Source organism: Polaribacter sp. (assembly GCF_024639685.1).
In the GTDB taxonomy this organism is placed as follows: domain Bacteria; phylum Bacteroidota; class Bacteroidia; order Flavobacteriales; family Flavobacteriaceae; genus Polaribacter.
Genome location: NZ_JAHEHX010000019.1, coordinates 304,164 through 317,295, shown reverse-complemented (window position 1 = coordinate 317,295; position 13,132 = coordinate 304,164). Strand labels below are relative to the sequence as shown.

Sequence of the window (13,132 nt, the reverse complement as noted above, 5' to 3'; positions counted from 1 at the left end):
ATTTAAATGCATTCTTCTATAGTATCAACTATAATTTGGCAACCTTTTATTAATTCTTTATCTGAAATAGTTAGAGGTGGAGTTATTCTCATTGCTCTACCTTCAAATAATAAGAAAAATAGAATAAGACCTTTGTCTAAACATTTCAAAATAATTTTTGCTGCTAATTCTGGAGTTTCAACAATTGCAGCTAACATTAAACCTTTACCTCTAATTTCTAAAATAGCTGAATGTAGCAAGTGGTTTCTTATAATTTTTTCTTTACGTAAGCATTCTGAAACTAAATTATCTTCTAAAATAACGTCTAGAGTAGCATTAGCAGCTGCAGCAATTACTGGATGACCTGCAAATGTAGATATATGTCCTAGTTTAGGTTTGTCTTTTAGCAAACTCATTCTATCTTGAGAAGCAATAAAAGCACCAATAGGCATACCACCTCCTAAACCTTTTCCTGTAATAATAATATCTGGAGTAACATTGTAATTTTCAAAACCCCAAAATTTACCTGTTCTACCAATTCCTGTTTGAATTTCATCTAAAATTAAAAGTGTTCCAACTTCATCACATTTAGCTTTTACATTTGCTAAATAATTAGAGTAAGGCTCAATGAAACCAGCACCACCTTGAATAGTTTCTAAAATGACAGCTGCAGTTTTGTTTGTGATTTGTTCTAAACAAAAATTGCAGTTAAAAGCGATAAATTTTATACCTGGTATTAATGGTCTAAAAGCAGCATTTTGTTTTTCTACGCCAGATACACTCATAGAACCTTGTGTGTTTCCATGATAAGAGTTTTTAGCAGCAATTATTTCTGATCTTCCTGTTACTCTTTTAGCGAGTTTTAGTGCACCTTCTGTAGCTTCAGTTCCAGAATTGGTAATATATACAGACTGCAATGATTCAGGTAGAGTAGAGGATATTTTTTTGCATAATGACACTTGTGGCTGTTGAATAAATTCTCCATAAACCATAACATGTGTGTATGCATTTATCTGATTTTTAATTGCATCAGTAACTTTAGGATGATTATGACCTAAACTATTTGCAGAAACTCCTGCAACAAAATCTAAATGAGCTTTATTATTGGTATCATATATGTAAGAACCATTTGCATGAGAAATTTCTATTGCTAATGGTTGAGGTGATGTTTGTGCTTGGTATTTGTAAAAATCTGATTTCAAATTATTGACCGATGATAGATATTGCAGTTTTCTTTTTTCCCTTCTTTTTATCCTTTGTTTTTTTATCAATGAATAAAGAGGGTTTTTCTAAGACTTTCTTTTTAATAGGCAGTTTATTAGAAGTAATATCTTTAATAAAAATATCTTCTTTTTTCTTAGGCTTTTCATCTTCTCTCCACAAAAAACCTTTTATAATTCTCCCTTTTTGATCTAACTGAGATGGAGGATATGTTTTACCATCTGTACTTTTAAGGTACTTGACTGTTTCTATTTCTCCATTAACAAGTGTAAATTCTATATTACTAGAAACTTCTTTGGAAATTGTTTCTAGTACTTGAGTTTCTGTATTTCTATTAAAATAAATTGATTCTGCATTTCCTTTTACCAATAGTAATTTAAGTTTATTAGCTTCAAATTTACCAAACATATTTCGCCCTTTTATCTGGTTAAAGTCTTTATTTTCAATAGAATCTTTAGAAATAATAAAAGCATTATTGTAAACTTTTAAAGAGTCTAATTTCTCTGTTTCTAAATTAGATTGTAAATAAATACTATCTCCAGTAATTTGGTTTTGATCTGACCAAATTACAGGATTTCTATACATTTTTGTATACCCTGTAGTCTGATTTGTAAAAATAGAATCGCACTTACCTTGTAGATCTGACTTAAATATTTTTACATTATGGTACGTTCTAATTATACGTTTTTTTGATTTCCCTGTAACTAACAAAGTATCTCCATGAATAAACATAGAATCTTTATCAATTATAGAAATAGCAACTGCTCTTTTGATTATGAATAAAGAATCTTTTTGTTCATATAGTTCTGCGTAATTGCCTTTTGTTATAAAATTTTGAATTGTATCTACTACTTTTATGTTTTTAGAAGCAGACGCAAATCCTTTATTTTTGTCATAATATAAACTATCACCTTCTACAGTTCTTTCTTTTAAAAATAGCTTTGCATTTTTTGTGAAGTAAGAAATATCTGTTTTTGTGTTGTAAAACCCTTTTTCAGAATATAATCTATTTTCATTTTGAGTATTTGTAATAGTTGACGGTCCATACAAATAGGCTAAGCCAGAATTGGTATAATAATCTAAATGATTTGAGGTTAAATTATGTTCCAGATTTACGACTGTAACTCTTGTAGTTGCTGTGAATTTCTTGTTTTCTAAATAATAATTACCGTATTTACTTTTTAGTGTATTTGTAGCATCTTTAATGGTAGCATAATCTTGGTAATATAACTTTTGATTAATTCTATCGAATTGTAGAGTATCTGTAGTAAGTGTCATGTTAGGATCTTTCAAAACTACGTTTCCCCATGACAAAACTTGTTTTATATTTGCATCATAATCAGAATAATCACTTGTTTGAGTAATGGTATCTCCTTGTTTTATAAGTACATTACCAATAGCTTTAAAAAAGTTTTCTTTTTTGTAGAACAAGGCTTGCTGACAAGTTAACTCTATGCTTTCGTGTTTAATTCGTACATTTCCAATAAGAACTGTTGCTCCTGGAGTTTTTTGTTCGTCTGCATATTGAATATCTGCATTTTCTATACTAATCTTATTTTTTTCTTGAGAAAACGACAGAATAGTAAAGAATAAAAGGCATAAAAAAAGTATTCTTCTCAAAAGATTTGTTTTGCAACAAAAATAATGAAAAGAATACCTTAAAATCTTAATTTTTAGATAAAACTATCTATTAATTGTTTGTTTTCTATCTGGACCTACAGAAACAATTTTTACAGGGACACCAGTTTCTTTCTCAATGAAAGCAACATAATCTAAAAGGTTTTTAGGTAATTGATCTGCTGAAGTCATTTTCGTTAAATCGTCTTTCCAACCTTTAAATTCAGTATAATTTACAGAAACATTTTCTGGTTCTATATTGTAAGGTAGGTGTGTAATCTCTTTTCCTTTATAATTATATGATGTACATACTTTTAAAGTGTTAAAACCAGATAGTACGTCCCCTTTCATCATCATTAATTGAGTAACCCCGTTTACATCTACAGCATATTTTAATGCTACTAAATCTAACCAGCCACATCTTCTTGGTCTTCCAGTTGTTGCTCCAAATTCATGACCAACGCTGGCCATTGTTTCTCCATACTTATCAAACAATTCTGTAGGAAAAGGACCAGAACCTACTCTGGTAGTATATGCTTTAAAAATACCGAAGACATCTCCAATTCTATTTGGAGCTACACCTAAACCTGTACATGCACCTGCAGCAGTTGTATTAGATGATGTTACAAATGGGTACGTCCCAAAGTCAATATCTAATAATGAACCTTGTGCACCCTCAGCTAATATTGTTTTTTTATCTTTTATAGCTTGATTTAAAAATTCTTCACTGTCAATGAATTGAAGTGTTCTCAATTTGTCTATTCCTTTACAAAACTCAGCTTCTAATTCATCTAAATTATATTCTATTTGAACATCGAAGAATTCTAACATTTTAATGTGTTTTTCTGTTAGAGCGTCGTATTTTTCTTTCCAATTGTCTAACTCTAAGTCACCAACACGCATTCCGTTTCTTCCGGTTTTATCCATATATGTAGGACCAATTCCTTTTAGAGTAGAACCAATTTTAGCTTTTCCTTTAGATGTTTCGGACGCGGCGTCTAACAATCTATGCGTTGGTAATATTAAATGTGCTTTTTTAGATATTAATAATTTAGACGTATAATCTATTTTATGTTTATCTAAATTTTCTAATTCTTTTTTAAAAATCACTGGATCTATTACCACACCATTTCCAACAACATTTAATGCTGTTTTATGAAATATCCCTGAAGGTATTGTATGTAAAACATGTTTAAAACCGTCAAAAATTAATGTATGTCCAGCATTTGGGCCTCCTTGAAAACGTGCAATAATGTCGTAGTTCTGGGTTAATACATCTACAATTTTTCCTTTACCTTCATCTCCCCATTGTAATCCTAATAATAAATCTACTGCCATTTTTGTTTTTGTAATGATTAAATTTTCAATTCAATTAAATTAATTTTTGTCGTTCTTTTTTGTCCCGTAAAAGTATAAGGAGTGGTTATGAATATCAATCTCAAATATTTCTTCAATTGTTTTTTTGATAATTTGAATACGTGGATCACAAAATTCTTTAACATCTCCAGAATCAGTAAAAATTACATGATCATGGTTTTTATCAAAATAACTTTTTTCATAACGTGCCATAGTTTGACCATCGAATTGATGCTTACGCACCAAGCCACAATCTAATAATAAATCTATTGTATTGTAAAGCGTTGCTCTACTAACCCTATAGTTTTTATTTTTCATTTTAATATAAAGTGATTCTATATCAAAATGCTCATCTGCATCGTAAATTTCTTGTAAGATGGAATAACGTTCAGGTGTTTTTCTGTGTTTATGCTCTTGTAGATATGTGGTAAAAACTTTTTTAACTACTTCCTGATTTTCAAGAGAATTATTCATGTATTTAATTTTTACGAAAAGACAAATTTACAGTTATTTCTGAATAAAATTATATTTTTATGTAAATGATATTTACATTCTATTAACACGTTCCACTTTTTTAACACCTTGTACCTTTTGAATGCGGACCATTAATTTTGTTAATTGTGGTTTATTCTTAACGCTTAATGCTATTTTACCATCAAATACTCCTTCATTTCCAGAAATATTAATACTGTGAATAAAAACACCAACATTGCTTGAAATAATTCTAGTAACCTCATTAACAATACCAGAATGATCTATACCATTAATATGTAATACAACTTTAAAATCTTGTTTTGTAGAATCTATCCATTTGGCCTGCATGATTCTATATGCATAGTTTGATTGGAGTGAGATAGCATTTGGACAATTTTTTTTATGCACTTTAATACCATCATTTATTGTTAAAAACCCAAAAACTTGTTCTCCTGGAATAGGATTACAACATTTAGATTGTGTATAGTTTAACTTTTCTTCTTCTTTTCCGAAGACTAAAGCATCATATTTGCTGGTAATTTCTTCTTGATTTTCGTTGCTAGAGGTATTCCTTCTTAATTTTGTTTTAAAGAAGTTTAAAATAGCACTATTTCTTTGCGTAACAAACCCTTTTAAAAGTGTATTGTCTATTGCTCCGTTTCCAATTCTATAGAACAAATCAAAACTTGTTCTTAGTTTAAAGTAATTAACTAATTCATTAATTGTTTTTTCGCTAAATGGAATCTTTAAATGCCTTAACTTTCTCGTTAATATTGCTTTTCCTTCTTCTGTAATTCCCTTTTCCTCGTCTTTTAGTGCGGCTCTAATTTTTGTTTTTGCTCTAGCTGTAATAACGAAATCTAACCATCTGTAATTCGGTTTATTTGTAGCACTCGTAATCACTTCTATTTGATCTCCACTTCTTAGCGTATAACTTAGTGGAACTAATTTGCCATTTACTTTTGCACCCCTACATTTTAAACCAACATCTGTATGAATAGAAAATGCAAAATCTAATGCAGAAGCATCTTTAGGTAAAGATTTTAGATCTCCTTTGGGTGTAAATACATAAATTTCTTTAGCGTATAAATTTAACTTAAAGTCTTCTACAAAATCAACTGCATTTAAGCTTTGATTTTCTAGTGTCTCTTTTAATCTATTCAACCAAACATCTAAACCACTTTCGTTTTCTGAGCCTTGTTTATATTTAAAATGTGCTGCATATCCTTTTTCTGCAATTTCATTCATACGCTCAGATCTAATTTGAACTTCTACCCATTGTGCATCTGGCCCTACAACAGTAATATGAAGTGCTTCGTATCCTGTGGACTTTGGCTGTGATATCCAATCTCTTAAACGCGCTGGGTTAGGTCTAAAGTTATCAGTAACTAATGAATAAATTTTCCAAGCATCGTGCTTTTCATCTTTGGTTATTGGTTTAAAAATTATACGAATGGCATATTTATCAAAAACCTCTTCAAACGTTACGTTTTGTTTTTGCATTTTTCTTCGAATGGAAAAAATTGACTTGAATCGTCCCTTTATCTCATAAGAAAAATGTTCTTTATCTAAACCACTTTTTAGGGTATCTTCAAAACGCTTTAAGTAATCTAGTTGTTCTTCTTTACTTTCCTTAATTTTAGCAACAATACTGTTAAAAACATCTGGTTCTGTGTATTTTAAACCTAAATCTTCTAATTCAGTTTTAATATTATATAACCCTAACCTATGTGCTAAAGGAGCATAAATGTATAATGTTTCTGACGCAATTTTCACCTGTTTGTAACCAGGCATTGCATCCATAGTTTGCATGTTGTGTAATCTGTCTGCAATTTTTATGAGAATTACTCTTACATCATCATGTAATGTAAGTAGCATTTTTCTAAAGTTCTCGGCTTGTATAGAGGCATCTTGTTCTTTATTTAAACGAGATATTTTGGTAAGACCATTTACAATTCTAGCAATGGTTTCACCAAACAATTGCTCCATATCGTCTAAAGTGTAGTCTGTATCTTCAACAACATCATGTAACAGAGCTGCTGCAATAGAGGTAGCTCCTAAACCAATTTCCATTGCCACAATTTTTGCTACAGCAATTGGATGAAAAATATAAGGTTCACCGGTTTTTCTTCTTTGTTTAGAATGTGCATCTACAGCAATATCAAAGGATTTTCTTATCAATTCTTTATCTTCTTTAGATAGAACCTCATAAGTACCTTTTAATAAATCTTTATATCGATTTGCAATTTCTTTATTTTCTTCTTCTATGGTAGCAATGTATTCCATATAATTCTTTCAACTTTTAAACTAAAGTGAATTTAGGAAATACTATTAAAATACCAAAAGAAAATACTTATTAATGAAATTTATTTAAGTTTGAGAAATCCTTTTTTAATCAGAATATTCTTTACTAGAAAAATATATGTTCTAAAATAAAAAATACTTAGTATTTTAAAATAATGAAGTTTGTAATGCTTATTTTTTTAATTGATTATTAACATACATAGCTGCCCCAATAATACCTGCATTATTTTTAAAATGAGCTACTTTAATTGGTATATCAGTTTCTAGATATTGCTTAAAATCATCATATTTTTTGCTAATTCCTCCTCCTAAAATTATCAAATTTGGAGAAAATACAATTTTTGTATATTTTAATAACTCATCAAAACGAAGTGCCCATTCTTTTAAAGACAGTCCTTCTTTTTTCCTGATAGAATCAGCAGCAAAAAATTCTATGATTTCTCCATTTGAATGTAATAGTTTACCCAATTCTAAATTTGGAATTAATTTTCTGTTAAAGAATAACCCAGAGCCAATTCCTGTCCCAATTGTAATTACAATAATAACTCCTTTTTCTTTTTTACCTGCTCCTAAATTTATTTCGGCAACTCCAGCTAAATCTGCGTCATTACTAATATAAAAAGGAAGTTTAGTCTCTTTTTCAAATAATTTGTTAACCTTAACATTTAACCAATCTTTACTTAAATTACCTGTATGAATACATTGGCCGTTTACAATAGTTGTAGGAAAACTACAGCCAACAGCTTTGGTCCAATTAAAATGTTCTATCATTTTTTTTATGACCTCTGTTATAGCTTTAGGTGTAGCTGGTTTAGGAGTAGGAATTCTATGTCTTTCTGTAATTAATTCGCCTGTTTCTGAATTCACTACTGCAGCTTTAATTCCAGAACCACCTACATCTATTCCTAGTATTTCCATAATTATTTTATTTAAAGTCTCTTTGTCTTTTTGCTTCAAAAACAACAATTGCGGCTGCCACTGAAACATTCATAGAGTCTATTTTGCCTTGCATTGGTATGTTTATATTTTGTGTTGCTTTGTCTCTCCAAAAAGAGGTTAAGCCTGTTGCTTCTGTACCTACAACAATGGCTGTAGGTTTTGTGTAATCTTCTAAATGATATTCATTTGAATTTTGTAAAGTAGCAGCATAAATTGCAATATTTTTTTCCTTAAGAAAGTTAATAATTTCTTCTGAACTACCAACTGCAATTTGATTTGTAAATACACATCCTACGCTAGATCTAATGATATTTGAATTATATAAATCGGATTTTGGGTTTGCAATAAATACTGCGTCAACATTAGCAGCATCTGCTGTTCTTAATAAAGCACCTACATTACCAGGCTTTTCTAAGCCTTCAGCTATTAAAATTAAGGGTTGTTTATTCTTGAAATTAATCTCATTAATTGAAAAGCTTTTAACTTGAGCAACTGCTATAATTCCTTCTGTAGAGTTTCTGTAAGCTAGCTTTTCATATACTTCCTTAGAAATTTCAATCAATTCAAGTGATGTATTTAGAATACGTTCAACTTCTTTTTGCTGAATTAAGTCGCTACAAAATAAAACTGTTTCGAAGGTGTAGTTTGTTTTTAAAGCTAACAATATTTCTCTTAAACCTTCTATAATAAATAGACCTCGACTTTTTCTTTCTTTAGCTTTTTCTTGAAGTTTAAGTAAACTTTTAATGTAAGGATTTTGTGAACTTGTAATTTGTTTCATTATCACAAATATACTTATTTAGTCATATTTTGTAAACAACAATTTTGTGCTACTTCATATAAACAAAAAGGCTCGCAAAATGCGAGCCTTTTTTTATTTTAATGAGATATTTATTCTGATTTGTATTTGTTAGAATAACGCTTCCATAATTCTGTTTGATGTGTTTCTAAGCTAATATCTCTACCCTGAATAAAGGCTTTTGATAAAATATTAGTTCTCATATCTAAAGCATCACCTTCAGAAATAAATAGAGTAGCATCTTTGCCAACTTCTAAAGTTCCAACCATACCAGATACTCCCAATATTTTAGCACTATTTGAAGTAATCATTTTTAAAGCATCTTCTTTATCTAAGCCATGTGCAGAGAATGTACCGGCATAAAAAGGTAAATTTCTAGTATTCATTCTTTCCATTTGACCTTCCATACCAATTGCAATAGTAATGCCTTTATCAGTTAATGTTTTAGCAATAGTATAGGTATAATCATAGGCATCATCTTCTGAATTTGGGTTTCTATGTGGTCTTTCTAAAACTACACCAATATCATTTTTAACTAATAGATCTGTAACGCTTTCAGCACCTTCTGCATTCACTAAAGCTATATTATTGATTCCAGCATTTTTAGCAATAGTAATAGCATCAGTAATTTCTTTTTGACCATTTACATGAATAAACAATCTTTGAGAACCATTAAATAAACCTTTCATTGCTTCAAAAGGTAAATTAATTGTACTTTTTTGACCTGCTAAATAATTTTTGGCATTTGCAAAATACATTTTAATATCATCTGTGTTTTTACCATATCTAGTATCTGGTTTTAATGCAGGATCTTCTCCTAACCACCATCTCCCTCTTGTAAAACTACTAGGCCAGTTCATATGTATTGCATCGTCTACTTTAATTGCAGCATCTTCCCAATTCCAAGCATCTAATTGTACAATAGATGATGTACCAGAAATAGAACCACCTCTTGGTGTAATCTGAGCCATTAACACTCCATTTGGTCTCATAGACTCAACAACTTTACTTTCTGCATTATAAGCTATTAAACTTCTAATATGAGGATTGTTGATACCTATTTCATCTACATCTACACTTGCTTTTACAGCATCAATTTCCGCTAAACCAAGTGTAGCATTGACTGCAATAAATCCAGGATATATGTGTTTTCCTGTTGCATTAATCACAGTGCCCATTCTGGCAATTTTTAGCATTGCAGATCCTACAAATGTAATTTTACCCTCATTAAACATTATTAGTGAATTTTCAATTACCTCTCCATTACCTAAATGTGCAGTTGCACCTTCTATAGAAATAGCTGTACTTTGTTTGTCTGCAGGGGTTTGTTGTGCTACTATATTTCCTATACAGAAAAATACTAGTAAACTATATATTATTTTTTTCATCTGTTCTTAGTTTTTAAGTTCTTCTAAAGTATCACAATGAAAGTTGATATCTCCTCTTTTCATTGGTACTTTGGTTTTACCACCATTCATCTTTTCATTCAACATCATATTGATAAGCTTACTTTTTTCTTCTTTAATTGCTACACGCTTTTTAGTGTCCTCAGCTCTATCAAAAAATACTTTACCATCAATAATTGTTTTTTCTACTTTAGCGTAAATAGACATTGGGTGATTATTCCAAAGAACAACATCTGCATCTTTACCTTCTTTTATACTACCTACTTTATCATCTATGTGTAATAATTTAGCAGGATTTATAGTTACAGTTTTCCAAGCTTCTAGTTCAGACATACCACCATATTTTATGGTTTTAGCAGCTTCTTGATTCAAACGTCTAGACATTTCTCTATCATCTGAATTTATAGCAACAGTTACACCTGCATTATGCATAATTGCAGCATTGTAAGGTATTGCATCATTTACTTCGTATTTATAAGCCCACCAATCAGAGAAAGTTGAACCTCCTACGCCATGTTCGGCCATTTTATCTGCTACTTTATAACCTTCTAAAATATGTGTAAAAGTGTTGATGTTAAAATCAAATTTATCAGCAACTTTCATTAGCATATTAATTTCTGACTGTACATAAGAGTGACAAGAAATAAAACGTTCTTTATTTAAAATCTCTGCTAATGTTTCCATTTCTAGATCTTTTCTGTAAGGCTGTCCACTTTTCTTTAAAGCATCATATTCTTTCGCTCTTGTAAAGTAGTCTGTAATCATTTGTTCTACACCCATTCTGGTTTGTGGAAATCGAGTTCCATTGCTACTTCTAGATTGTTTTACATTTTCACCTAAGGCAAATTTTATAAATTTAGGAGTATCGTCATAAATCATACTTTCTGCATTTTCTCCCCATTTTAATTTGATGATTGCAGATCTACCTCCTATAGGATTTGCAGAACCATGTAAAATCTGAGCAGTAGTTGTACCTCCAGAAATATTTCTATAGATATTGATATCTGTCGGATCTACAACATCCTCTATAGTAACTTCAGCAGAAGAATTTTGTGCTCCTTCATTAATTGATGTTGCAGCAATATGTGAATGTTCATCTACAATACCTGCAGTTAAATGTTTACCTGTTCCATCAATTTCTAAAGCTTTTCTTGCTTTTAAGCCTTTACCAATTTGAGTAATTTTACCATCTTTTAGTAAAACATCTTTATTTTCTAAAATTCCTTCATCTTCACTAGTCCAAACTGTAACGTTTTTAATTAAGATTGTTTGTTGTTCTGGTTGCACATAATTACCAAAACCAATGTTAGGATAACTTACAGGCATAACAGTTAAAGCATTGTTATCTGCACCTTTTTTCTTTTTAGAAGACTTTTTTGAATTAGCTACTTTCTTACTTGCAGACCAAGTAGTTTCGTTACCTTTAGTATCAAAGGCAGTACCTTCCATTAGATTAGAACTATTAATTACTTTACCAATCATTCTTGTATAGCCTGAATCTTCGTTTAAAGTGATAGCAATCCAATCATCTTTAAAAGAGAATTTAGATTTAATTTTTTTATCACCTTGTTTAATAGCACCTTTTTGCTTTGCTCCAGAACCTGTTACTGATAATTGATAATTTTTATTATTTACAGATAACATATAGTCTCCTGTAATATCTTTAATAGTCATATCAGAAACTATATTTTTAGCTCCTTGAACCCAGTTTTCGTAAATGGATGTTTTTGCATCAAATACATTACCAGATGTAATTATAAAGTTTGCATGACTACCAGATTTTAAATTTCCAATAGATGAATTACCTAAAATAGAAGCAGGTACTGTAGTTAATGCTGCTAATGCTTTTGTTTCATCAAAACCATATGTAATAGCTTTCTGTAAATTTTTATGAAAAGACTTTGTTGATTTTAATTTATGAGTGGTTAAAGCAAAATTTACTTCATTTTTAGAAAGTACACTAAGGTTAGATGGCTCTTGATTCCACTTGCGCATGTCTCTTAATGATATTTGTTGTGCTAAAAGAGGGTTAGAAACATCATATGCATTGCTAAAGTTAATGGGAATAATAAAGTTTGCATTTGTAGCTTTGATGTCGCTAACTCTTTCATACTCATCTCCAGAACCAACTATTGTAAATTTTACCCCAATTTCATCTCCAATTTTATCTGCTCTTAAGGCATCTAAATGATTACCAGTTTCAAAAATTTGAGTTAGATTTTTATTAGCATTTAGAGCTTCTAAAGCCATGTCTTTATTTTTCATGTTGCCTTTAGCATACCAATCTGCATCTAAATATGTTTGACGTAATAAAGCCATTGCACCCATTCTTGAACTTGGGTAAGCTTGTCTTGATTGTACACTTTTATCAAAAGAAAAATACTGAGCAGATTTAGTGTTTAAAATTCTGTAAGCATCAGAAGCATTAGGATTTAATGCAATTAGTAATCCATTACCTCTTATTATACCATCTTGCATGTGTGTATTTACTACTCCAAAACCTGCATTAATAAAATCTTTAGCTTTTTTACTATCAAACTTAAAAGCTGAAATAGGATTGGTATCTGGTCTAATATGATCATTCCAATAATATCCTTCTCTAGATGCTTCATACTGAACCCCTCTAGATCTGCTAACAGCTCTTTTTGGTTTGCTAATACCAAAGCCTGAATATGCATCAATAAATGATGAATAAATAGTTTTACCTTTTAAATCAGTTGTAATAGTGCCTTCAGGTATTTTTACATTTTTTCCAACTGCATCAACTTTACCATCTTTAATAAGTAGCGTGGCATTTTTTAAAACCTCTGTCGGAGTTACGTAGATTGTAGCATTTGTAAATGCAAATGCTGTATTTTTGTTTGTTTTTACCCCTGAATCTGTAGGAAAATATTCCTGTGCATGTAAAATATGCAACGAAAAGAAAAAGAGTAATAGAATTAGTTTTCTCATGTAGTTTGAATTAATTTAAATTAAGTTTCTAAATTAGAGATTACCTCTTTGTAAATAGATAAATACTTTTAGTTTAACATAATTT

At 30.1% G+C, this 13,132-nt stretch carries 9 protein-coding genes; all 9 read right to left on the bottom strand.

The annotated features are described in order from the left end of the window. Window positions 1-2: 2 nt before the first annotated feature. The 9 genes from Q0L44_RS07435 to Q0L44_RS07395 all read right to left on the bottom strand — a co-directional run bounded on the left by Q0L44_RS07435 (window position 3) and on the right by Q0L44_RS07395 (window position 13,047). Entirely contained in the window at window positions 3-1,181 is a 1,179-nt protein-coding gene (locus Q0L44_RS07435; protein ID WP_296637173.1) for an aspartate aminotransferase family protein, read from the bottom strand. Window position 1,182: 1 nt separating this feature from the next. Further along, window positions 1,183-2,820 (bottom strand): OstA-like protein, encoded by a 1,638-nt coding sequence (locus Q0L44_RS07430; protein ID WP_296637171.1) that lies wholly within the window; start codon window positions 2,818-2,820, stop codon window positions 1,183-1,185. Between the two features lie 63 nt (window positions 2,821-2,883). Next, window positions 2,884-4,155 (bottom strand): adenylosuccinate synthase, encoded by a 1,272-nt coding sequence (locus tag Q0L44_RS07425; RefSeq protein WP_296637169.1) that lies wholly within the window; start codon window positions 4,153-4,155, stop codon window positions 2,884-2,886. A gap of 39 nt (window positions 4,156-4,194) precedes the next feature. After that, window positions 4,195-4,647 (bottom strand): transcriptional repressor, encoded by a 453-nt coding sequence (locus Q0L44_RS07420; RefSeq protein ID WP_296637168.1) that lies wholly within the window; start codon window positions 4,645-4,647, stop codon window positions 4,195-4,197. Between the two features lie 72 nt (window positions 4,648-4,719). Further along, entirely contained in the window at window positions 4,720-6,933 is a 2,214-nt protein-coding gene (locus Q0L44_RS07415) for a RelA/SpoT family protein (RefSeq protein ID WP_296637166.1), read from the bottom strand. Between the two features lie 189 nt (window positions 6,934-7,122). Beyond that, the gene (ppgK, locus tag Q0L44_RS07410; protein WP_296637164.1) at window positions 7,123-7,869 is read right to left on the bottom strand and encodes a polyphosphate--glucose phosphotransferase; all 747 of its coding nucleotides are present in this window, start codon (window positions 7,867-7,869) and stop codon (window positions 7,123-7,125) included. Window positions 7,870-7,876: 7 nt separating this feature from the next. After that, on the bottom strand, window positions 7,877-8,671 hold the full coding sequence (locus tag Q0L44_RS07405) for an RNA methyltransferase (RefSeq protein ID WP_296637162.1): 795 nt from the start codon (window positions 8,669-8,671) through the stop codon (window positions 7,877-7,879). 110 nt (window positions 8,672-8,781) lie between these two features. Continuing rightward, window positions 8,782-10,077, bottom strand: coding sequence for an amidohydrolase family protein (locus Q0L44_RS07400; RefSeq protein ID WP_296637160.1), 1,296 nt, complete (start codon window positions 10,075-10,077; stop codon window positions 8,782-8,784). 6 nt (window positions 10,078-10,083) lie between these two features. Then, entirely contained in the window at window positions 10,084-13,047 is a 2,964-nt protein-coding gene (locus Q0L44_RS07395; RefSeq protein WP_296637159.1) for an amidohydrolase family protein, read from the bottom strand. Window positions 13,048-13,132 lie beyond the last annotated feature (85 nt).

Coding starts and splice junctions, on each gene's coding strand:
- Q0L44_RS07425 (WP_296637169.1), bottom strand. CDS start 4,155: ATGGCAGTAGATTTATTATTAGGATTACAATGGGGAGATGAAGGTAAA.
- Q0L44_RS07420 (WP_296637168.1), bottom strand. CDS start 4,647: ATGAATAATTCTCTTGAAAATCAGGAAGTAGTTAAAAAAGTTTTTACC.
- Q0L44_RS07415 (WP_296637166.1), bottom strand. CDS start 6,933: ATGGAATACATTGCTACCATAGAAGAAGAAAATAAAGAAATTGCAAAT.
- ppgK (WP_296637164.1), bottom strand. CDS start 7,869: ATGGAAATACTAGGAATAGATGTAGGTGGTTCTGGAATTAAAGCTGCA.
- Q0L44_RS07405 (WP_296637162.1), bottom strand. CDS start 8,671: ATGAAACAAATTACAAGTTCACAAAATCCTTACATTAAAAGTTTACTT.
- Q0L44_RS07400 (WP_296637160.1), bottom strand. CDS start 10,077: ATGAAAAAAATAATATATAGTTTACTAGTATTTTTCTGTATAGGAAAT.
- Q0L44_RS07395 (WP_296637159.1), bottom strand. CDS start 13,047: ATGAGAAAACTAATTCTATTACTCTTTTTCTTTTCGTTGCATATTTTA.